Annotated in this window: 18 protein-coding genes; 5 read left to right on the top strand and 13 right to left on the bottom strand. The window is 67.3% G+C overall.

Translation table 11 applies throughout. The annotated features are described in order from the left end of the window. Positions 1-114: 114 nt before the first annotated feature. The 5 genes from rodA to ABE473_RS09885 all read right to left on the bottom strand — a co-directional run bounded on the left by rodA (position 115) and on the right by ABE473_RS09885 (position 6080). A complete protein-coding gene (gene rodA / locus ABE473_RS09905) occupies positions 115-1227 on the bottom strand; it encodes a rod shape-determining protein RodA (protein ID WP_346489349.1) in 1113 nt (370 codons plus the stop codon). After that, positions 1224-3293, bottom strand: a complete 2070-nt coding sequence (gene mrdA, locus ABE473_RS09900) for a penicillin-binding protein 2 (protein WP_346489348.1) — start codon at positions 3291-3293, stop codon at positions 1224-1226. The genes rodA and mrdA overlap by 4 nt, the downstream gene beginning before the upstream one ends. Before the next feature lies 1 nt (position 3294). Next, the gene (gene mreD / locus ABE473_RS09895) at positions 3295-3780 is read right to left on the bottom strand and encodes a rod shape-determining protein MreD (protein WP_019186042.1); all 486 of its coding nucleotides are present in this window, start codon (positions 3778-3780) and stop codon (positions 3295-3297) included. Continuing rightward, positions 3777-4877, bottom strand: coding sequence for a rod shape-determining protein MreC (mreC, locus tag ABE473_RS09890; protein ID WP_346489347.1), 1101 nt, complete (start codon positions 4875-4877; stop codon positions 3777-3779). The genes mreD and mreC overlap by 4 nt, the downstream gene beginning before the upstream one ends. A gap of 156 nt (positions 4878-5033) precedes the next feature. Next, entirely contained in the window at positions 5034-6080 is a 1047-nt protein-coding gene (locus tag ABE473_RS09885) for a rod shape-determining protein (protein ID WP_019186044.1), read from the bottom strand. A 275-nt stretch (positions 6081-6355) separates the two neighbouring features. Between ABE473_RS09885 and ABE473_RS09880 the strand changes: the two genes are divergently transcribed. Then, positions 6356-7294: a carbohydrate kinase family protein gene (locus ABE473_RS09880; RefSeq protein WP_346489346.1), complete on the top strand. Its 939-nt coding sequence runs from the start codon at positions 6356-6358 to the stop codon at positions 7292-7294. A gap of 246 nt (positions 7295-7540) precedes the next feature. Here ABE473_RS09880 and ABE473_RS09875 read toward each other — a convergent pair whose 3' ends face one another. The 3 genes from ABE473_RS09875 to ABE473_RS09865 all read right to left on the bottom strand — a co-directional run bounded on the left by ABE473_RS09875 (position 7541) and on the right by ABE473_RS09865 (position 10021). Next, the gene (locus ABE473_RS09875) at positions 7541-8143 is read right to left on the bottom strand and encodes an HAD family hydrolase (protein WP_346489372.1); all 603 of its coding nucleotides are present in this window, start codon (positions 8141-8143) and stop codon (positions 7541-7543) included. Between the two features lie 5 nt (positions 8144-8148). Beyond that, complete coding sequence (locus tag ABE473_RS09870; protein ID WP_346489345.1) at positions 8149-8880, bottom strand: hypothetical protein; 732 nt, start codon at positions 8878-8880, stop codon at positions 8149-8151. Between the two features lie 94 nt (positions 8881-8974). After that, complete coding sequence (locus ABE473_RS09865) at positions 8975-10021, bottom strand: MBL fold metallo-hydrolase (RefSeq protein ID WP_346489344.1); 1047 nt, start codon at positions 10019-10021, stop codon at positions 8975-8977. Positions 10022-10151: 130 nt separating this feature from the next. On the opposite strand from ABE473_RS09865, the gene ABE473_RS09860 reads away from it, so the two are divergent. Beyond that, the gene (locus ABE473_RS09860; protein ID WP_179460027.1) at positions 10152-10772 is read left to right on the top strand and encodes a TetR/AcrR family transcriptional regulator; all 621 of its coding nucleotides are present in this window, start codon (positions 10152-10154) and stop codon (positions 10770-10772) included. Between the two features lie 71 nt (positions 10773-10843). Here the strand turns inward: ABE473_RS09860 and ABE473_RS09855 are convergent, their stop codons facing one another. Further along, a complete protein-coding gene (locus ABE473_RS09855) occupies positions 10844-12784 on the bottom strand; it encodes a M1 family metallopeptidase (RefSeq protein ID WP_346489343.1) in 1941 nt (646 codons plus the stop codon). A gap of 101 nt (positions 12785-12885) precedes the next feature. Beyond that, entirely contained in the window at positions 12886-13647 is a 762-nt protein-coding gene (gene ubiE, locus ABE473_RS09850) for a bifunctional demethylmenaquinone methyltransferase/2-methoxy-6-polyprenyl-1,4-benzoquinol methylase UbiE (protein WP_019186052.1), read from the bottom strand. A 78-nt stretch (positions 13648-13725) separates the two neighbouring features. Here ubiE and ABE473_RS09845 point away from each other — a divergent pair, with 78 nt between their 5' ends. From ABE473_RS09845 to ABE473_RS09835, 3 genes are all read left to right on the top strand, one after another. After that, entirely contained in the window at positions 13726-14178 is a 453-nt protein-coding gene (locus ABE473_RS09845) for a nucleoside deaminase (RefSeq protein WP_346489342.1), read from the top strand. Positions 14179-14431: 253 nt separating this feature from the next. Next, complete coding sequence (locus ABE473_RS09840) at positions 14432-14710, top strand: hypothetical protein (protein WP_346489341.1); 279 nt, start codon at positions 14432-14434, stop codon at positions 14708-14710. 62 nt (positions 14711-14772) lie between these two features. After that, the gene (locus ABE473_RS09835) at positions 14773-15105 is read left to right on the top strand and encodes a hypothetical protein (RefSeq protein WP_179460024.1); all 333 of its coding nucleotides are present in this window, start codon (positions 14773-14775) and stop codon (positions 15103-15105) included. Positions 15106-15189: 84 nt separating this feature from the next. Here the strand turns inward: ABE473_RS09835 and ABE473_RS09830 are convergent, their stop codons facing one another. Genes ABE473_RS09830 through smeD form a run of 3 tightly spaced genes read right to left on the bottom strand, consistent with a single transcriptional unit; the run spans position 15190 to position 20917 of the window. Then, positions 15190-16587 (bottom strand): efflux transporter outer membrane subunit, encoded by a 1398-nt coding sequence (locus ABE473_RS09830; protein ID WP_346489340.1) that lies wholly within the window; start codon positions 16585-16587, stop codon positions 15190-15192. Beyond that, positions 16580-19726, bottom strand: coding sequence for a multidrug efflux RND transporter permease subunit SmeE (gene smeE, locus ABE473_RS09825; protein ID WP_346489339.1), 3147 nt, complete (start codon positions 19724-19726; stop codon positions 16580-16582). The genes ABE473_RS09830 and smeE overlap by 8 nt, the downstream gene beginning before the upstream one ends. Before the next feature lie 12 nt (positions 19727-19738). Next, on the bottom strand, positions 19739-20917 hold the full coding sequence (gene smeD, locus ABE473_RS09820) for a multidrug efflux RND transporter periplasmic adaptor subunit SmeD (RefSeq protein ID WP_070425967.1): 1179 nt from the start codon (positions 20915-20917) through the stop codon (positions 19739-19741). Between the last annotated feature and the right edge of the window lie 220 nt (positions 20918-21137).

Genomic DNA, 21137 nt, shown 5'->3' with positions numbered 1-21137 from the left:
CAGAAAGCGGGCCCGACAGGCGGGCCGGCGCGAGCGCAGGACCGTAACACGCGTGGGCACCGCAAACCTTAGCCGACACGTACCGCCGGGTCACGGCGTACGCATCGTGCACGCTCAGCCGTAGCCGCCGTGCACCGGGTTGTGGCGACGTACCGCCATCACCAGGCCGAAGCCGGCCAGCAGCGATACCGCCGAGGTACCGCCGTAACTGATCAAGGGCATCGGCACCCCGACCACCGGCAGCAGGCCGGAAATCATGCCGCCGTTGACCAGCACGTAGACGAAGAACGCCAGGCCGGTCGCGCCCGCCAGCAGGCGCGAATAGGTATCGCGCGACTGCGAGGCGATCCACAGGCAGCGCCCGATCACCACCAGGTACAGCGCCAGCACGATGGCCACGCCGATCCAGCCGAACTCCTCGCTGAGCACGGAGAAGGCGAAGTCGGTGGTCTGCTCGGGAATGAAGTTCAGGTGCGACTGCGAGCCCTGTCCCCAGCCCTTGCCGTCGAAGCCCCCCGAGCCGATCGCGATTTTGGACTGGATGATGTTCCAGCCGGCGCCGAGCGCATCGCTCTCCGGGTCCATGAACATCATGATGCGGTCCTTCTGGTACGGCCGCAGCAGCCAGAACCAGGCCACCGGCGCGGCTGCGGCGACGCCGCCGACCGCCACGCCGACCCACCACCACGGCAGGCCGGCCAGCAGCAGCACGAACGCACCGCTGGCGGCGATCAGCACGCCGGTGCCGAAGTCCGGCTGCAGCATCACCAGTCCAGTCGGTACGCCGATGATCACCGCGCTGGTCAGCACCGTGGAGAAGCGCGGCGGCAGCGGCATGCGATGCAGGTACCAGGCCACCATCATCGGCAGGCTGACCTTGAGCAGTTCGGCCGGCTGCAGGTAGAACAGCTTCAGATCCAGCCACTGCCGGCCGTACTTGCCGGTGCCAAGCACGAACACGGCCAGCAGCGGAATCATCGAGACCGCATAGATCAACGGCGTGGCCGAGCGGATGCGCAGGATCGACACGCGCGAGATCGCCCACATCGCGGCCAGGCCGACCGCGAAGCGCGCGCCCTGCGCAAACACCAGGCCGTCGCCACCGGCGCTCTTGAGCACCGCCAGGCCGATCAGCATCAGCGCGGCCAGGGCCAGGCACAGCACCCAGTCCAGCGAGCTGCTGAAACGGACGGCCATATCGACCGCCCAGCGCAGGAAGACCTTCATCGTGTCCGCTCCGGTGCGGTCGGCGGCGCGGTGGCACTCGGCACGGGGGCGCCGGGCAGCGGCGCCGGGGCGGGCTCGGGCGCGGCAGGCACACCGACCATCACCGGCAGCAGCTCCAGCGCGGCCACGGCGGCATCGCCCGCTTCACGTGCCGCACCGTCGCCACCGTCGAACGCGGTGATGCCGATCGCGGTGGTGCCGCGCTCACTGTCCAGCGGTTCCAGGCCGTCCGGCATCTTGCCGAGCAGCCAGGCGTCGAAGATCTTGCGGGCGATCGGTGCTGCCGCCGAGCCACCGTAACCACCGCCCTCCACCGCGATCGCCACCGCGATCACCGGGTGGTCGGCCGGTGCGAAGCCCACGAACAGCGCGCGGTGGCGCAGATGCAGCGGCAGGCTGCGCGGGTTGACCGCCGCGGTGCCGCGGCGGCTGATCACCTGCGCGGTGCCTGTCTTGCCGGCCATCACGTAGGGCGCACCGGCAGCAGCACGTGCACCGCTGCCGCCCGGCTGCATGGTGCCCATCATGCCTTCGCGCACGGCCTGCAGATTGCCCGGTGTCGGGCTGATCGGCTTGCTTTCGCCCGGCGGCGTAGCGGTCCAGTCCGCATCGAAACCGGCGCGCTGCTGCATTACCAGGTGCGGCTGCCGCAGCTGGCCATCGGCGATGCCCGCCACCCCATGCACCAGCTGCAGCGGGGTGACCTTCCAGTCACCCTGGCCGATGCTGACGTTGACGGTGTCGCCGGGATACCAGCGCTCTTTGCGCGCCTTGAACTTGGCCGTCGGCGACGGCAGGATGCCGCCGATCTCGCCGGTCAGGTCGATGCCGGTCGGCGCACCGAACCCGTAGTAGCCCATGTAGTGGTCGAAGCGCTCGATGCCCATATCCAGCGCCAGCTTGTAGTAATACGTGTTGACCGACTGGGTGATCGACTTGCGCAGATCGGTCCAGCCATGGCCGCCACGGTTGGCATCGCCCCAGCCGCGCGAGGTGCCGGGCAGATAGAACATGCCGGTGGAGAGGATCTTGTCTTCCGGCCTGCGCACGCCGCTGTCCAGGCCGGCCAGGCCGATCAGCGGCTTGATGGTGGAACCGGGCGCGACACCGCCAAGCACCAGGCGGTTGAACTGCGGCCGCGAGGGGTTGTCGTTGAGCGCTTTGAAGTCGGCGTGCGAGATGCCGTTGACGAACAGGTTGGGGTCGTAGGACGGCAGACTGACCATCGCCAGCACTTCGCCGGTGCGCGGGTCCATCGCCACCGCCGCGCCCTCGAACTCGCCGAAGGCGGCGACCATCGCGCGCTGCAGGTCGGCATCGATCGACAGCCGCAGGTCGCTGCCCGACTGCGCCGCGACCCGGCCGATGGTGCGGATCGCCCGGCCCTGTACGTTGGTCTCGACCTGCTCGTAACCGACCTTGCCACGCAGCTGCTGCTCGTAATAGCGCTCCAGCCCGGACTTGCCGATGTGGGTCAGCGCGGCATTGCCCTCGCCCAGCATCTCCAGGTCCTTGTCATCGACCCGGCCGACGTAGCCGATGATGTGCGCGAACAGATCGCCATACGGATAGCGACGGGTCAGGTACGGCTCCAGCTCCACGCCGGGGAAACGCCAGCGGTCCACCGCGAAGCGCGCCATCTCCTCATCGGTGACGCGCAGCTTGAGCGTGACCGGCAGGAAACTGCGGCGGGCCTTGCGCGACCGGTTGAAGGTCTCGATGTCTTCCGGGCTGAGGGCGAGGATCTTCGACAGGCCCGCCAGCGTGGCGTCCATGTCCTTGACCTTGTCCGGGGTGATGTCCAGGCGGAACGCCGGCACGTTCTCGGCCAGCAGCCGGCCGTTGCGGTCGTAGATCATCCCGCGCCCCGGCACCACCGGCCGCGGCTTGATCCGGTTGGCCTCCGAGCGCGTGGCGTAGATGTCGTGGTCCATCACCTGCAGCTTGAAGTACCAGCCGCCCAGGCCGAGCAGGCACACCAGCACGCCGAGGAAGCCCAGCGCGGCGCGGCGCCGGAACTGTTCTGCCTCGGCATGCGGATTCTTGGCCTGGCGGCGCATGTACATGTCAGCGCCCGCGTCGCCCGAAGCGCAGGGCGTCCAGCAGCACGAACACCAGCGGCCACAGCGCCATGCCCAGCAGCGGCGCCCACCAGTAGGACCACGGCAGGGTCGGCTCGCCGACCACGATGTGCACCACCGCGCTGACGATGCGGTCGTTGAACAGCAGGCCGCCGATCGCCAGGATCTGCTGCGACATCGGGAAGAAGCGGATGCGCGCGCGGAAGCGCTGCAGGATGAAGGTCAGGATCACCAGCCGCAGCGCCTGCTCGCCCAGCACGCCGCCATAGAGCAGATCGGCGATCACGCCGCTGGCGAAGGCGATGCCCAGCCCGACCCGGTCCGGTGTTTCGATCACCCAGTAGGCCAGCACCAGCGCCAGCCAGTAGGGACGCAGCGGCTGCAGCAGGGCCGGCAGTGGCAGCAGGCCGAGCAGCAGGGCCACCACCAAGCTGACCGGCAGCACCCAGGGTTTGTCGCGCAGGCGGCTCATGGCCGGTTCTCCACGGGTTCGGGCTGCCGAGCCCGGTTCTCCATGGATTCGGCCTGCCGGGCATGGCCCGGCACTACCGTAGATTCGGCTGCGGCACGGCGCGGAGCGGTCACCGGTACCGGTGCGGCCGGACCGGGCCGGTTGGCCTGCGGTGCATTGGCGGCCGCCGCGGTGCCGGCCGGCGCGCCCTCCTGCAGCGGCGCAGCGGCCGGTCCACCGGCTTCGCTGGCATCACGGCGCAGGTTCGGCGGGATGCGGATCGCCTCGCCCGGGCGCAGCAGCAGCACATCGCGGCCGCGGTCGAGCTGGGCGGCCGGCTTCAGCTCGCCGACCAGGAAGGCATGGGTGTCATCCGGGCGCAGCGCGGTGATGCTGCCGACCGGGAATCCGGCCGGGAAGCGCCCACCGAGACCGGAGGTGACGATCTCGTCGCCCACTTCCACCCCGGCACTGAGCGGAATGTCGCGCAGTTCGAGCGTGTCGCCACGGCCGTAGACGATCAGGCGCACGCCGTTGCGGGCCACGGTGACCGGCACCGCGTGGTCGGGGTCGGTGAGCAGCAGCACGGTCGCGCTGTTGCCGGTGGTGGCGATCACCTGGCCCATCAGGCCACCGGCATCGATCACCGCCTGGCCGACATGCACGCCATCGCGGGTGCCGGCGGCCAGCACCAGGCGCTGGCGCACCGGGTCCAGGTCGATATCCAGGATCGGGGCAAGCTGCACGTCCAGGCCACTGCGCTCGGCCACGTTGAGCAGTTCGCGCAGCTGGGCATTGTCCAGCGCGGCGGTCTGCAGGCGGGTCAGCCGCGCATTGGCGATCAGCAGCTGGTTGCGCAGTTCGCGGTTCTCGCTGACGAGCTGGCCGTGGCTGGCCGCGTTGTCCTTGACCTGGGTGCCCAGGCGACCCGGCAGGCCGGCCAGCGCCCACACCGGCTGCACCAGCACGTTGGCCTGCGCGCGCAGGCGCGACAGCCAGCCGGCCTGGTCATCGAGCACGATCAGGGTGATGGCCAACGCCAGGTATGCGAGCAGGCGCAGCGGACTGGCGGCATCGCCCTGGCGGGAGGCTACGGGAGGACCGGCGTAAGGCGGCACAGGCGTCGACTGGGAAAAGTGTGGATGAAGCGCGCGGAACGAGAGCGCAGCGGGAACAGCATGCGACAACGCCCCGGCAGGGTGACGCCCGGTGAGCGGGGCTCACCGGAGGCATCACGCCGCAGAGGCGTGTCTACGATACACGGCCGGTACGGCTCACTCCGGCGCAAAGAACTCGTTGCCGTGCATGTCCACCAGCTCCAGCGCACGACCACCACCGCGGGCCACGCAGGTCAGCGGGTCATCGGCCACCTGCACGTGCAGGCCGGTTTCCTCGGAGATCAGGCGGTCCATGTCGCGCAGCAGGGCGCCACCACCGGTCAGCACGATGCCGCGCTCGGCGACGTCGGCACACAGTTCCGGCGGGGTCTGCTCCAGCGCCAGCTTGACCGCGCTGACGATGCCCGACAGCGGCTCGTGCAGGGCTTCAAGCACCTCGTTGGAGTTGATCTTGATCATCTTCGGCACGCCCTCGGCGAGGTTTCGGCCGGAGATTTCCATCTCGATCACTTCCGCCTGCGGGTAGGCGCAGCCGAGCTCGACCTTGATCCGCTCGGCGGTGGCTTCACCGATCAGCATGCCGTGGTTGCGGCGCACGTAGTTGGTGATCGATTCGTCGAAGCGGTCGCCGCCGATGCGCACGGAGGCCGAGTAGACAATGCCGTTCAGCGAGATCACCGCCACTTCGGTGGTGCCGCCGCCGATGTCGATGACCATCGAGCCGCGCGCTTCGGTCACCGGCATGCCGGCGCCGATCGCAGCGGCCATGGGCTCTTCGATCAGGAACACATCGCGCGCACCGGCCTCCTCGGCCGATTCCTTGATCGCGCGGCGCTCGACCTGGGTCGAGCCGGCCGGCACGCAGACCAGCACGCGCGGGCTCGGGCGCAGGAAGCGCGACTTGTGGACCTTCTTGATGAAGTGCTTGAGCATCGCCTCGGTGTAGGTGAAGTCGGCGATGACGCCATCCTTCATCGGGCGGATGGTGGTGATATGCCCCGGGGTACGGCCGAGCATCTGCTTGGCCTCGGCGCCCACGGCAGCCACGGAACGGGTACCACCGATGGCACGGTCCTGGCGCACGGCCACGACCGACGGCTCGTTCAGCACGATCCCCTGCCCACGCACGTAGATGAGGGTGTTGGCCGTGCCCAGGTCGATGGACAGGTCATTGGAGAACATGCCACGCAGTTTCTTGAACATCTGGGAGTTGATCCTGAGGGGTGTCGCGCCCAACGCGGGATGGCGAAAAAATGGGCAGAATTCGAGGTCGACAAGCCTAGCAATCCCCCTGTGCGCGAGCAAGGACAAATCTGGCCGAAAGCCAGCCTTCACGGCCATTCAGGCCGATCCGGACAGCCCGGGTTCTGGCCCAAAGCCGCCTCACCCGTTAACCTTTGCGCCGCAGGGCGCCGCGAGGCGCCGTTTCGTTGCCCGCCCGACGGGCCTCAAACTCCCTTCCGCATAGGCCTTACTCGATGTCCGCTTTGATCTGTGGTTCTCTTGCCTTCGACACCATCATGGTGTTTCCGGACCAGTTCAAGAATCACATCCTGCCGGACAAGGTGCACATCCTGAATGTGTCGTTCCTGGTGCCGCGCATGCGTCGTGAATTCGGCGGTTGCGCAGGCAACATCGCCTACAACCTGTACCTGCTGGGCGGCGAGCCGATCCCGATGGGCACCGTGGGCTCGGACTTCGGCCCGTACCGCGAGTACTTCCAGGGCCTGGGCATCGACCTGAGCCGGGTCAAGGTGATCGACGAGCTGTTCACCCCGCAGGCGTTCATCACCACCGACCACGACAACAACCAGATCACCGCCTTCCACCCGGGCGCGATGATGCGGTCCTACGAGAACCACGTGAAGGACGTGCCGGGCGTGACCCTGGGCCTGGTCGGCCCGGACGGGCGCGAGGGCATGATCCAGAACTCGCAGGAATTCTTCGAAGGCGGCGTGCCGTTCATCTTCGACCCGGGCCAGGCCATGCCGCTGTTCAACGGCCCGGAACTGCGCACCTTCATCGAACAGGCCGACTACGTGGTGGTCAACGACTACGAGTCCAACCTGCTGCAGGAGCGCACCGGCTGGGATGAAAGGGAGATCGTGAGCCGGGTCAAGGCCTACATCACCACCCGTGGCCCGAAGGGCGCGGTCATCCACACCCCGGAAAAGACCTATGACATCCCGCCGGCGCACGAGCGCCGCGTGGTCGACCCGACCGGCTGTGGCGACGCCTTCCGCGCCGGCCTGATCTACGGCATCGAGAAGGGCTACGACTGGCTGACCATCGGCCGCATGGGCAACCTGATGGGCGCGCTGAAGGTCGAGCACCCGGGCACCCAGAACCAGCGCTTCACGTTTGATGAGTTCAATGAGCAGTTTAAGCTGCAGTTTGGTTACGCGTTGAACGCGTAACCAAACTGCCCGCGCATTCCACCTTATCCCCCCGCCTTCGGCGCGCCCCCTTGAGCCGACTGCGCCTGTGGCGCAACCGGCCCGCGCATTCCACCTAAACCCCGCGCCGTTGGCGCGCCCCCTTGAACATCAAGGGGGCTCTCCACCAGAGGGAAATCGGGGGGGATGAGGGTAGAGCCAGGCCATGCCTGGCTGCTGTTCTGGTCCACCGTCAGCAGAGCATGCGGCAGGCCTTGTCCGGTGTGATCAGGCCAAAACCCGCTTCCCTTCCCACGCCGCCAACACCTCGCCGCAGTCGGCCAGATGCCAGCAGGCCAGGCCCGGCCACGGGTTGTCCGGCGTGTTGACCAGCAGGGTGCGGGTACCGGCGGCGCGGCCGCATTCGAGGTCGAAACGGTGATCGCCGACCATCACCATCCGGGCCGGAGCTGCCTGCCAGCGCTCAACGAAGTACTGCAGCCCGGCCGGTGACGGTTTGGGCTGGGCTTCGTCGCGGCCGATGATGTCGTCGGTGGCAAACACATCCCCCACTCCGATCGCCTGCAATGTCACCTGGGCGAGTTCGCGCGCGTTGCGGGTCAGGATGCCCAGCCGGCAGCCCGCACCGTGCAGCGCGCGTACCAGGGCCACGGCACCGGGAGCGGCCTGCGCGCGCTCTGCCAGCGCGCGTTCGTGTGCCAGCAGCCAGTCATGCTTGTCCGCCGCCACCTCGGCCGGCAGCGCGGCGAGATGGGTGAGGATGTCGTCTTCCTGCGGGATCGCGAGCTCGCGTTTGATGCGCTGGAAATCATGCACCGCCACGGTCAGCGTACCGTCCATGTCGAACACCCAGTGACGGATGGCCGGCAGGCCGCTCACTGCCACCACTGCGGCATCTGGCTGGCGTCCACGCCGCCGGTCTCGAATACGGCCGTTCGCGTGCCGCCGGCCTTGACCGGGAATTCGATGCTGATCACCTTGGCCTTGCGCGCCAGGTTCCACAGCGCCTTCTGGTCGGTGATGAACATCGCGATCGCCTCATCGGTATCCGGGCGCCAGGCCGCCATCGCCACCGGCTTGCCGTCGTCGACGGTCACCTTGACCTGGCACTTCGGGCAGCGGAAATCGCCGGCCTGCAGCACGAGGTAGGCGTGGCGCTTCCACTCGGGATGGTCGCGGAAGACCAGCTGCACCGGCTTGGCACCGCTGCCGTCCACATCCACCCGGTCCTTGCTGTAGATCTGCGCGGAGGCCTGGATGCCCTTGGTCCCGACCGGAATCTTGTTGTACTGCCACAGCGCCTGCAGGCGGCGCGTCTCGCGCGCGGCTTCCGCCTTGGCCTTGACCTCGGCGTAGCCCGGTTCGATGCGGGCAGCCACGTCGGTGTCCTTGTACTGATCCAGCAGCGAGCCGCCGTGGATGCGCGCGCGCTCCCAATCCTGCGCGGCGACGGCCATGTCGTACTGCTTGGCCACGCCTTCGGCCTTCTCTTCCTGCTGCGCCTTGGCGGCGGCTGCGGCGGCTTCCTGCGCCTGGCGCTCGGCCTCGGGGTTGCTGCAGGCGGCCAGCGCGAAGGCGCAGGCCGCTACCAGGATCAGTCGCTTCATTGGGTGCTCCGTGTTGGACGATGGCGCGCCAGGCGCCTGCGCCTACTTTATCGCCAAGCGCGTCATGCCGGCACGACGCCGTTCGGCGCCACCCTCACGGCGTGGCCGGCTGCCCTTCGCGCCACCACTGGGTGGACGGTGCCGGTGCGCGGATATCCAGGCGCTCGCCCATGTGCGGCGCGGTCAGCGCCACGCCCTGTTCCTGCGCCAGCGTGGTGATGCGTTCGAACGGTTCGGTCCACGGGTGCAGCGCGAGGTCGAAGGTGCCGTTGTGGATCGGCATCATCACCTTGCCACGCACGTCCAGGTGCGCCTGCAGGCTCTGTTCGGGCTGCATGTGCACGTCCGGCCACTGCGCATCGTAGGCGCCGGTCTCGATCATGGTCAGGTCGAACGGGCCGTAGCGCTCGCCGATGCGGGCAAAGCCATCGAAGTAGCCAGTGTCACCGCTGAAGAAGATCCGGGTATGCCCGGTGTCGATCACCCACGAGGCCCACAACGTGCGGTTGCCGTCGGCCAGGGTGCGCCCGGAAAAATGCTGGGCCGGGGTCGCGACGATCTTCAGGCCCTCCACGCGGGTGTCCTGCCACCAGTCCAGCTGCACCACCTTCGCCGCCGGCACGCCCCACCCGATCAAACGGTTACCCACGCCGAGCGCGGTGACGAAGTGCTGCACCTTCGGCGCGAGCGCGAGGATGGCCGCGTGGTCGAGGTGATCGTAGTGGTCGTGGGAGATGATCACGCCGGTGATGGGCGGCAGTTCGTCGATGCTCAACGGCGGGGCGTGGAAGCGCTTCGGGCCCATGAACGACATCGGCGAGGCGCGCTCGGCGAACACCGGGTCGGTCAGCCAGAAATGGCCGTCCAGCTTCATCAGCATCGTCGAGTGCCCCAGCCGCCACAGGCTGTCATCGGGCGCATCGAGCAGGGCCTGGCGGGTCAGCGCCTGCACCGGGATCGGCGCCAGCGGGCTGGCATCGGCCGGCTTGTCGAACAGGAACTTCCACATCACGCCCAGCGTGCCGACGAAGCCGAGCGCGCTCTTGCCGACGGGATTGTGGAAGCGCCCGTCGCCGAACTGCGGCGACTGGTCATAGGCGGCAGCCGGGCGGGCACCGCAGGTCAACAGGCCAATGGACATGGCGATCAACACCGTCAGAAGGAGGAGGAATCGAGGCAGGCGACGCGTCATCGGGGCTTGCCCTGGAAAGTACACCGGCGAGTGTACTTACCTTTTCCGAAAAGTAAACTGAACGGTGTAAAGTGGCGGCATGAGCCCCTCCGACCGCCCTACCCGCCTGACCGACCGCAAGCGCGCGGCCATCCTCGAGGCGGCGGTAGCCGAGTTCCGCACCTTCGGCTTCGCCGGCACCAGCATGGACCGCATCGCGGCCACGGCCGAGGTATCCAAGCGCACCGTCTACAACCACTTCGCCAGCAAGGACGAACTGTTCACCGCGATCCTGTGGCAACTGTTCGAGGCGAGCCAGGCACTGGATGTCGTGCCGTACGATCCGGCACGGCCGCTGCGCGATCAATTGCTGGTATTCGCGGCGCGGAAGATGCGCCTGCTCGACGACCCCGGCTTCATCGATCTGTCCCGGGTGGCGATGGCCGAACTGGTGCACACGCCCGAACGGGCGCGCGCGATGATGGACAAGCTGGCCGAGAAGGAAGAAGGCCTGACCGGCTGGATCCGCGCCGCCCAGGCCGACGGCCGGCTGCGCGCGGAGATGCCGCCCGCCGAGGCGGCCCACCAGTTGCAGGCGATGCTCAAGGCGTTTGCATTCTGGCCGCAGATCACCTTCGGCCAGCCACCGCTGGCACCAGCGCAGCAGCAGCAGGTGATGCACGACTGCGTGGACATGTTCCTGGCGGTGCGCGCGGTGTGAGCGCTGGCGCCGCGGCATGAAAAAACGGCGGGTTTCCCCGCCGTTTTTCGTTCAACCGATGCGTCTGGCGATTACGGCTTGGCCGTGCCCGCCTCGGCCTTGTCCAGCATGTCCTGGACCGAGCCGGTGGTGATCGGGTGATACCCCGGCTTCGCCTTGGCGAAGGCCGCCTTGGCAAAGGCCAGGCCTTCCGGCGTCTTCACCAGTTCGGCGTAGATCGGCAGGATCAGCTTGCGGCGGCCAACGCGCTCGATGAACGCACCGGCGGCCTCGTTCGCTTCGCTGTAGCCGCTGCGGATCGTCAGCGGGTACCAGCGCATCGCGATCTCGCCGTTGGCCGTACCGGTGAAGTGGTACGCCTTGTCCAGCGCAGCCAGTTTCTCGACCGGCAGGGTCTTGCCCAGGCCGTCGATGAAGTGCACCCATTCCTGGGTGCCCCACTCGCCGGTGATCTGCGCATTCGGCAGCGTGTTGCTGCCCTGCCACGCGATGCGTGCGGTATCCACGATGGAGAAGTTGCGCGAGCGGGCCTTGGTCGCGAACGACGGGATGCCCGGCTCGTCCAGCCATGCTTTCAGCTCGGCATCGGTGACGGCGCCAGGCTTCTTGGACAGCAGGTTCTTCTTCAGGTATTCGACGAACTGGTCGGTGTTGGCGCTCTGGAAGGCGTGGTCATCGAACCAGCCGCGCAGGAACGGATCGAAGGTCTCGCGGCCGAAGCGCTGCTCCAGGAACTGCAGGAACCACGAACCCTTGACGTAGGCGACCTGGCTCAGCGCCTCGTCCGGATCACGCTCGCTCAGCGGCGGCAGCGCCAGGGCCTGGTCGGCCGGGCTCATGTCCTTCACCTCGGCGAGCAGATCGTTCTGGTCGATCTCGCGCTCCATCTCGGCCATTTCCTGGCCGTACAGCGCCTCGGTGATGCGGCCCTGCACGTAGGTGGTGAAGCCTTCGTTGAGCCAGATGTCCTTCCAGCTGGCGTTGGTCACCAGGTTGCCCGACCAGCTGTGCGCCAGTTCGTGGGCGACCAGCGAAACCAGCGACTTGTCGCCGACGATCACGGTCGGGGTGGCGAAGGTCAGGCGCGGGTTCTCCATGCCACCGAACGGGAACGACGGCGGCAGCACCAGCATGTCGTAGCGGCCCCAGCGGTACTCACCGTAGAGCTTCTCGGCGGCGCCGATCATCTTCTCGGTGTCTTCGAACTCCTTGGCGGCCTTGCCGACCATGGTCGGTTCGGCCCACACCCCGGAGCGGCCGGAGATCGGCTCGAACACCAGGTCGCCGGCGGCGATGGCCAGCAGGTAGGACGGGATCGGCTGCGGCATTTTGAAGGTGTAATCACCATCACGCGCGGCCTTGGGATCGTTGTCGGCGCTCATCAGCACCATCACGTCCGGGCGCGAGACCACATGCGCGCTGTAGGTGAAGCGCACGCTCGGGGTGTCCTGCAACGGCACCCAGGAACGGGCGTGGATCGCCTGCGACTGGCTGAACATGAAGGGCAGCTTCTTGCCCTCCGTCATCGACGGCTCCAGCCACTGCAGGCCCGAGGCGGTCGGTGCGGTGTGATACGTGATCACGACCTTGGCCGGCTGGTCCGGGGTCTCGATGCTCAGCTTGCTGCCGAACACCTTGTCGGCCGGTGCCAGCACGAAGGGCAGCGGCGCGGCCTTGCCGTCGGCGGCGATCGCCTCGACCTTCTCCACGCTCAGTTCGCGGGTGTCCAGCACCAGCTGCTTGGCGGCCTTGTCCTTCCACTCCAGGGTGTAGGTCGCGGTGCCACCGATCTGCTTGCTGTCGAAATCCAGCTTCAGATCCAGCGCGAGGTCCTTGACGACCACCTTGTCCGGCTCGGCGTACGAGCTTTCATCGTGGCTGCGGCTGTCCGCTTTCATGGCAGTGCCCGCCGGCGCATTGGCAGTGGGATCGACGGTCGGAGCCGCCGGTTCTTTGGAGCAGCCGGACGCCAAGGCGACGGCCAGGGGAATCAACAGGAACGGAGATCGCATGAACAGGACCGATCAGGGTGAAACGACCAGTTTACCCCTGTCCCGGGACCGCGCGCAGGCCGTACGTGGCGGTCTGCGCATTCAGTTGGCTGCGCGACGCGTCAGAGCTTGTAGCCGGAGTGGATCGAGACGATCCCGCCGGTCAGGTTCTTGTAATGGCACCGCTCGAAACCGGCCTCGGCCATCATCGCTTTGAGCTGCTCCTGCGGCGGATGCTTGCGGATGCTCTCGGCCAGGTACTGGTAGCTGTCGCCATCGCGCGCGAACAGCTGGCCCAGCTTCGGCAGGATCTTGAACGAGTGGAAATCGTAGATCGGCTTGAACCAGTCCGCGGTGACCTCGGAGAATTCCAGCACGCGTGCCTGGCCGCCCACCTTGAGCACGCGGTGCATCTCGCGCAGGCCGGCTTCCTTGTCGGTGACGTTGCGCAGGCCGAAGGCGATCGTGACCAGGTCGAAGCTCGCATCCGGGAACGGCAGTGCTTCGGCGTTGCACTGGACGTAGTTCAGGCCCGCGACCAGGCCGCGGTTGGTCAGCCGGTCACGGCCGACCGAGAGCATGCCGGCGTTGATGTCGCCCAGCACCACTTCACCCTCGTCCCCGACCCGCTCCTTGATCAGCGCGGCGATGTCACCGGTGCCGCCGGCCAGGTCGAGCACGCGGTCGCCCGGCTTCACCTGCGCGGTGGCTACGTAGTAGCGCTTCCACGCCCGGTGGATGCCCAGGCTCATCAGATCGTTCATCAGGTCGTAGCTGCGCGCGACCGAGGTGAACACTTCGCCCACCAGCTTCTGCTTGTCCTTCGCAGCGACATCGCGGAAGCCGAAATGGGTGGTGCCAGTCTTGTAGGGGGATTCGCTCATGGGACGATTATCGCACCGCCGGCGCCGTTGCGGCAGGCCGCCCACTATGATGAAGGCCTTCACGTCCCTGGATTGCGCATGATCACCACCCCCGACTACGCCGCCCTGCTCGAGACCGCCATCGCCGAAGCCCGCCAGGGCCTGGCCGAAGGCGGCATCCCGATCGGCGCCGCGCTGTACCACAACGATGGCCGCCTGCTCGGCTGCGGCCACAACCGCCGCGTGCAGGAAGGCGACCCGTCCGTGCACGGCGAGACCGATGCGTTCCGCAAGGCGGGTCGCCAACGCCGGTACCAGGACACCATCATGGTCACCACCCTGGCCCCCTGCTGGTACTGCAGCGGGCTGGTCCGCCAGTTCAACATCGGCACCGTGGTGGTCGGCGAATCGGTCACCTTCCAGGGCGGCATCGACTGGCTGCGCGAGAACGGCGTCACCGTGATCGACATGCAGAGCCAGGCCTGCATCGACCTGCTCGGCGGCTTCATCAACGCCCATCCCGAGGTCTGGAACGAAGACATCGGCGTGTAAGTACGCCCGCTTCTGCGCGGATCCGCGCGAAAGAGCTCCGCGCGCTCCCGTTGCGGCGCGCGCGGGCGCTGCAACGTTCTGAATGCTTCAGTGACACGGACGGGGTGCAGGCCCCTGTGCCGCGGGTGTCTGCGCGTGGCGCCATCACGCGCCGTCGACCGCTGCCGGACACGGCGAACACGCGCTGCTAACAACGCGACTGCATGAACGTCTTAAGGTGGTTGCACAGGGGCACCATCGTCGAGGAGACGTCATGCATGCCCAAACCCGCCGCACCTCCTCCGTCGAACCTGCGTTGATGGACGCGTGGGAAAGACTGCAGGTGCATTACGCACGCCACCGCAACGCCGCGCCTTTCTGGGATGCCTACCAGGCGATCCAGGATGAGTTGACGCGGCGCCATCCCCATCACCGCGTCGCGGTCTGCAACCGGCTGGCCACCCTGGCCGAACGCCTGGGCGTGGTCCACCACGCGCATCTGCTCGGCGAACACCGCAGCCAACGCCGCCACACAGGCTCCACATCGCCATGACATCGCTTGCACCGCGCTCTACGCCATCATCCAGATTCCCTTCTTCCCAAACTGAAGTGACCATGTCTTCCGCCCAGATCTCCATCCCTGCCGTCATCGATGTCGACGCCGAAGTCAGCCACTGGCGCCAGCGTCATGCCGACGGCAACCTCGGGACGGGCTCGTTCGGCCATTACGTGCCGTGGATCAAATTCGCCTGCGACTCGCTGATCACGCAACCGCGTGCCAGCGATGAGCAGCGCGATGAAATGTTCCAGACCCATTACGCGCTGCAGATCATGCCGCGCCTGTCCGAAGAACAGGCACGCCAGTTCGTCGACGAGTGCTGGGAACACGTCTACCATGCCGGCCGCCAGGACCAGGCATCGCGCCCGCGGCTGCACGCCCGCGTCTGACCGCCGCGATCCAGATCAAGCGCGATGCGCTGATCCGTACCAACAGACGCGAGGGTGCGACCGCGTGGCCGCACCCGTGATACCTCAGCCGCGCTCGTGCCAACCGCCGCCGAGCACCTTGTACAACGCCACCTGATTGGACTGCTGCGCCAGCTGCGTGCCGACCAGCGACTGGCGTGCGGTGTACGCGGTACGCCGCGCATCCAGCAAGGTCAGGAAGCTGTCGAGGCCGGCGTCATAGCGGGCCTGCGACAACTGCTGCGCCTGCTCGGCCGCGGCCACCAGCGCCTGCTGCGAAGACAGCTGCGCATCCAGGCTCTCGTTCAGTGCCAGCGCATCGGCGGCCTCGCGGAAGCCGGACTGGATCGCCTTTTCGTACTGCGCCAGCGCGATGTCGCGGTCGGCGGTGGCCATGCCCAGGTTCGCGCGCAGCTTGCCGCCCTGGAAGATCGGCAGGGTGAGCTTCGGAATGAAGCTCCACACCCGGGTGCCGCTGTCGAACAGACCCGACAGCTCCGACGAGGCCGAACCGATGTTGCCGGTCAGGCTGATCGACGGGAAGAACGCCGCGCGCGCCGCGCCGATGTTGGCGTTGGCCGACAGCAGCACGTGCTCGGCGGCCATCACGTCCGGTCGCCGCAGCAGCACGTCGCCGGGCACGCCGGCCGGCAGCGGACGCACGCTGGCCACGTCGGTCACCTCGGCCTGCGGCAGCAGGGACGCATCGATCGGCCCACCGGCCAGCAGCACCAGCGCGTTGCGGTCCTGCGCGACCTGCCCGGCGAAGCGCGCCACATCCGTGCGCGCGGTCTCCACCAGGGTACGGGTCTGGCTCAATTCCAGCGCCGAGGCGCCGCCGAGCTGACGACGGGCCTCGGTCAGGCGCAGCGAGTCCTCATAGGTCGCCAGCGTCGCCTGGGCGATCCGCAGCTGTTCGCTGTCGGCGCCCAGGGTCAGCCATGCGTTGGCCACCTCGGCGACCAGCGACAGCTGCGCACTGCGGCGGTTGGCCGCTTCGGCGAAGTACTGCTGCAGCGCGGCCTGGCTCAGATTGCGCACGCGCCCGAACAGGTCCAGTTCGAACTCGACCACGCCGAGGTTCGCACTGAACTGCTCGGTCACCGGGGCATCGCCGCCACTGCGGGTCATCTGCCCCTGCACGCCGATGGCCGGCACGCGATCGGCGCGCTGGATCCGGTACTGCGCCCGGGCGCGCTCGACATTGAGCACGGCCACGCGCAGGTCGCGGTTGTTGTCCAGCGACTGGGTGATCACCGCCTGCAGGCGCGGATCGACGAAGAAGTCGCGCCAGCCGATGTCGGCGACGTCGGCCGTTGCGGTCTGTGCTCCCGCGGTGGCCGTGGCAGGCCACTGCGAGGGAATCGCCGGGGCGACTTCGGTGCTGCGCGGCTCCAGGGTCGAGCAGCCGGACAGCACCAGGCTCACGGCCAGCGCCAGGCTGGCCATCAAGGGCTTACGCATCGGAACCTCCTGCGTTCTTGCCATATTTCCTGCGATTGAACACGCGCTGCACCACCACGAAGAACAGCGGGATGAAGAACACACCCAGCACCGTGCCGACCAGCATGCCGCCGAGCACGCCGGTACCGATGGCCTGCTGTGCGCCGGAACCGGCACCCGAGGCGATCGCCAGCGGCAGCACGCCCAGGCCGAAGGCCAGCGAGGTCATGATGATCGGGCGTAGACGGTCGCGCACGGCGTGCATCGTCGCCTCGATCAGGCCGGCGCCCTTCTCCAGGTTTTCCTTGGCGAACTCCACGATCAGGATCGCGTTCTTGCTGGTCAGGCCGACCGTGGTCAGCATCGCCACCTGGAAGTAGATGTCGCGCTCCATGCCGCGCATGGTGTTGGCCAGCACCGCGCCGAGGATGCCCAGCGGGGCCACCAGCAGCACCGAGGTCGGCACGCTCCAGCTTTCATACAGTGCGGCCAGGCACAGGAACACGATCAGCAGCGACAGCGTGTACAGCAGCGGCGTCTGCGAACCGGCCTGGCGCTCCTGGTAGGACAACGCGGTCCACTCGATGTCGAACCCAGCCGGCAACTGCTTGGCGAGTTTCTCCACTTCGTTCATCGCATCGCCCGAGGCCACGCCCGCGGCCGGCTCGCCCTGGATCTCCATCGCGGATACGCCGTTATAGCGTTCCAGACGCGGCGAACCGTAATCCCAGCGCTGGCTGGCGAAGGCCGAGAACGGCACCATCTCACCGGCGGTGTTCTTGACCGACCACAGCTTGAAGTCCTCCGGGTTCATGCGGAACGGCGCATCGGACTGCACATACACGCGCTTGACCCGGCCACGGTCGATGAAGTCATCGATGTAGCTGCTGCCCCAGGCCGCCGCCAGCGTCGTGTTGACCGCCTCCAGCGACAGGCCCAGCGCGCTCGCCTTGCCGACGTCGATGTCGACGCGCAGCTGCGGAGTATCTTCCTGACCGTTCGGGCGCACATTGGCCAGCAGCTTGCTCTGCCCGGCCATGCCGAGCAGCTGGTTGCGCGCGTCCAGCAGCGCCTGGTGACCGGCACCGCTGGTGTCCTTCAGGAAGAAGGTGTAGCCCGAGCCGATGCCCAGTTCCGGCATCGCCGGCGGCGGGAAGGCGAAGATGAAGGCATCCTTGATCCCGCCCAGCGCGGCCATCGCGCGACCGGTCACCGGCATCGCGCCCTGATCCGCATCACGATCCTTCCAGTCCTTGAGCTTGACGAAGGCCATGCCCGCGTTCTGGCCCATGCCGGCGAAGCTGAAGCCCTGCACCGAGAAGATCGACTCGATCGCGTCGGCTTCGTTTTCCATGAAGTGCTTTTCGAGCTTGTCGATCGATTCCAGCGTGCGTTCCTGGGTGGCACCGACCGGGGTCTGCACCAGCGCCATCAGGATGCCCTGGTCTTCATTGGGCAGGAACGAGCTGGGCAGGCGCATGAACAGCAGGCCCATCACCAGCGCCAGCGCGGCGAACACGCCCATGAAGCGCCACGGACGGCCGAGGATGCCGCGCACGCCACGCTGATACTTCGCGCTGGAGCTGTCGAAGCCGCGGTTGAACGCATTGAAGAAGCGGCCCGACCAGCCCTTGTGGGCCACGTGGTGCTCGCCCTTCTTGAGCGGCTTGAGCATGGTCGCGCACAGCGCCGGGGTCAGCACGATCGCGACCAGCACCGACAGCGCCATCGCCGAAACGATCGTGGCCGAGAACTGACGGTAGATGACGCCGGTGGCACCGCTCATGAAGGCCATCGGCACGAACACCGCCGACAGCACCAGGCCGATGCCGACCAGCGCGCCGGTGATCTGGCTCATGGATTTGCGCGTGGCTTCCAGCGGCGACAGTCCTTCCTCGGACATGATCCGCTCGACGTTCTCCACCACCACGATCGCGTCATCGACCAGCAGGCCGATCGCCAGCACCATCGCGAACATGGTCAGCATGTTCACCGAGAAGCCCAGCGCGGCCAGGATGCCGAACGTGCCCAGCAGCACCACCGGCACCGCGATCGTCGGGATCAGGGTCGCGCGGAAGTTCTGCAGGAACAGGTACATCACCAGGAACACCAGCACGATCGCTTCGATCAGGGTCTTGATGACGCCCTTGATCGAGACCTGCACGAACGGCGTGGTGTCATACGGCACCACCGCCTTCAGGCCGGCCGGGAAGTTCGGGGCCATTTCATCCAGGGTGGCGCGCACGCCGTTGGCGGTGGCCAGCGCGTTGGCGCCGGTGGCCAGGGTGATCGCGATACCCGAGGACGGCTTGCCGTTGTAACGGGTCACGAAGTCGTACGATTCCGCGCCGAGCTCGACCCGGGCGACGTCGGCCAGGCGCAGTTCGGCACCGTCCTGCGCACTGCGCACGATGATGTTGCGGAACTGCTCCGGGGTCTGCAGGCGGTCCTGCGCGTTGATGGTCGCGTTGAGCTGCTGGCCCTTGATCGACGGCGCGCCGCCGAGCTGGCCGATGGCGACCTGCGCGTTCTGCGCGGTGATCGCGGCGATCACTTCGGCGGTGGACAGCTTGTAGGTGTGCAGCTTGTTGGGGTCCAGCCAGATGCGCATGGCGTACTTGCCACCGAACACCTGGATGTTGCCCACGCCCGGCACGCGGCTCAGCGGATCGACGATGTTGGAGCCGACGTAATCGGAGATGTCGTTGGCATCCATGCTGCCGTCTTCAGACACGAAGCCGAGCACCTGCAGGAAGCCGCTGCTCGACTTGGCCACGTTGATGCCCTGGCGCTGCACTTCCTGCGGCAGCAGCGGCATCGCCAGCTGCAGCTTGTTCTGCACCTGCACCTGGGCGATGTCCGGGTCGGTGCCGCTCTGGAAGGTCAGCGTGATCGTGGCCTGGCCATTGGAGGAGCTGTTGGAGGAGAAGTAGATCAGGCCATCCAGGCCTTTCATGTTCTGCTCGATGATCTGCGTCACCGAGTCCTCGACCACCTTGGCCGATGCACCCGGATAGCTGGCGCTGATCTCAACGGCCGGCGGTGCCACTTCCGGGTACATCGACACCGGCAGCTTGAGCACCGCCAGGCCACCGGCGAGCATGATGATGATCGCAATCACCCACGCGAAGATGGGGCGATCAATGAAAAAACGTGCCATGGAATTCTCCGGTTACTGCTGGGCGGCGGGAGCCGCCGGCGCGGCGGCCGGCTTGGCCGGGGCCGCGCCCATTTCGGTGGCCTGCACGGGCATGCCCGGCTGGATCTTCTGCAGGCCTTCGACGATGACCTTGTCACCGGCCTTGAGCCCGTCTTCCACCAGCCACTTGTCGCCGAGCGAACGGCTGACCTTGACCTGCCGCACTTCGACCTTGTCGTCCTTGCCGACCACCATGGCGCTGGTATCGCCCTTGGGATCGCGGGCGATGCCCTGCATCGGCACCAGGATCGCGTTCTCGCGCACGCCGCTGCCGACCTGGGCACGCACGTACATGCCCGGCATCAGCACCTGGTCCGGGTTCTCGACCTTGACCCGCAGCGCGTAGCTGCCGGTGGTCGGGTCGACGCTGACTTCGGAGAATTCCAGCGTGCCCTTGTGGTCGAACTCGGTGCCGTCGTCGAGCAGGATCGTCACCGGCAGGGTCTGGTTGTCCTGCAGGCGGCCGCTGGCCAGTTCGCGGCGCAGCTGCAGCAGCTCGCTGGCGGACTGGGTCAGGTCGACATAGATCGGGTTCAACTGCTGCACGGTCGCCAGTGCTTCAGCCTGGCCGGCGCTGACCAGCGCGCCCTGGGTGACCGAGGACTTGCCGATCCGGCCGCTGATCGGCGCGGTGATGCGGGCATAGCCCAGCGTCACGTTGGCGGCGTCCAGCGAGGCACGCGCGGCACCGACATCGGCCTCGGCCTGCTTCAGCGCGGCGATCGCGTTCTCGTTGTCCTGGGTGCTGACCGCCTCGACCTTGGCCAGCTCGCCGATGCGCCTGGCGCTCAGGCGTGCGGCATTGGCGGTCGCTTCGGCGCGGGCCAGCTGGGCACGGGCGCTGTTGGCCTGGGCGCGATAGCTGGCGTCATCGAGCTGATACAGCGGCTGCCCCGCAGTGACCAGGCCGCCTTCGGTGAACAGCCGCTTGGCCACGATGCCGTTGACCTGAGGGCGCACTTCAGCGACCAGGAAGGCATTGGTGCGGCCCGGCAGCTCACGGGTCAGGCCGACCTGCTCGGCCTTCAGGGTGGCCACGGTGACCTGGCCGGGGCCGCCCTGCGGACCCTCCTGCTCACCGCCGCCACAGGCGGACACGGTCAGGGCGATCGCGAGGGACAGCGCGAGAAGACGGTACGGGGTTCTGGACATGGCGGTAGGGGCTCGCAGACGGAAAAGGGCGCGCCTGCAGCCCAACTTCCGATAAAAGCGAAGAATGACGACAAACAGGCAGCAAATGACGGCAAATATCCGAAACGAGACCCGCCGGCATGCGCAGGCAGTCCTCGCTGAGGATCAGTGGGGCGCAAATATACATACATGCATGTTTGTTTGTAAAGCGGTACAATTCAGGCCGGTTTCATCCAGCAAC

The organism is Stenotrophomonas sp. TWI700 (assembly GCF_039673645.1).
In the GTDB taxonomy this organism is placed as follows: Bacteria; Pseudomonadota; Gammaproteobacteria; order Xanthomonadales; family Xanthomonadaceae; genus Stenotrophomonas; species Stenotrophomonas maltophilia_AA.
The sequence above is the reverse complement of the archived record's forward strand: the minus strand, read 5'-3'. Positions and strand labels throughout refer to the sequence as shown.

Excerpts from the sequence above, each read along its gene's own strand:
- ABE473_RS09830 (WP_346489340.1), bottom strand. The coding sequence starts at position 16,587 with ATGCGTAAGCCCTTGATGGCCAGCCTGGCGCTGGCCGTGAGCCTGGTG.
- ABE473_RS09835 (WP_179460024.1), top strand. The coding sequence starts at position 14,773 with ATGTCTTCCGCCCAGATCTCCATCCCTGCCGTCATCGATGTCGACGCC.
- mrdA (WP_346489348.1), bottom strand. The coding sequence starts at position 3,293 with ATGTACATGCGCCGCCAGGCCAAGAATCCGCATGCCGAGGCAGAACAG.
- mreD (WP_019186042.1), bottom strand. The coding sequence starts at position 3,780 with ATGAGCCGCCTGCGCGACAAACCCTGGGTGCTGCCGGTCAGCTTGGTG.
- ABE473_RS09885 (WP_019186044.1), bottom strand. The coding sequence starts at position 6,080 with ATGTTCAAGAAACTGCGTGGCATGTTCTCCAATGACCTGTCCATCGAC.
- rodA (WP_346489349.1), bottom strand. The coding sequence starts at position 1,227 with ATGAAGGTCTTCCTGCGCTGGGCGGTCGATATGGCCGTCCGTTTCAGC.
- smeD (WP_070425967.1), bottom strand. The coding sequence starts at position 20,917 with ATGTCCAGAACCCCGTACCGTCTTCTCGCGCTGTCCCTCGCGATCGCC.
- ABE473_RS09840 (WP_346489341.1), top strand. The coding sequence starts at position 14,432 with ATGCATGCCCAAACCCGCCGCACCTCCTCCGTCGAACCTGCGTTGATG.
- ABE473_RS09855 (WP_346489343.1), bottom strand. The coding sequence starts at position 12,784 with ATGCGATCTCCGTTCCTGTTGATTCCCCTGGCCGTCGCCTTGGCGTCC.
- ABE473_RS09860 (WP_179460027.1), top strand. The coding sequence starts at position 10,152 with ATGAGCCCCTCCGACCGCCCTACCCGCCTGACCGACCGCAAGCGCGCG.
- ABE473_RS09845 (WP_346489342.1), top strand. The coding sequence starts at position 13,726 with ATGATCACCACCCCCGACTACGCCGCCCTGCTCGAGACCGCCATCGCC.
- ABE473_RS09880 (WP_346489346.1), top strand. The coding sequence starts at position 6,356 with ATGTCCGCTTTGATCTGTGGTTCTCTTGCCTTCGACACCATCATGGTG.
- ubiE (WP_019186052.1), bottom strand. The coding sequence starts at position 13,647 with ATGAGCGAATCCCCCTACAAGACTGGCACCACCCATTTCGGCTTCCGC.
- smeE (WP_346489339.1), bottom strand. The coding sequence starts at position 19,726 with ATGGCACGTTTTTTCATTGATCGCCCCATCTTCGCGTGGGTGATTGCG.
- ABE473_RS09870 (WP_346489345.1), bottom strand. The coding sequence starts at position 8,880 with ATGAAGCGACTGATCCTGGTAGCGGCCTGCGCCTTCGCGCTGGCCGCC.
- ABE473_RS09865 (WP_346489344.1), bottom strand. The coding sequence starts at position 10,021 with ATGTCCATTGGCCTGTTGACCTGCGGTGCCCGCCCGGCTGCCGCCTAT.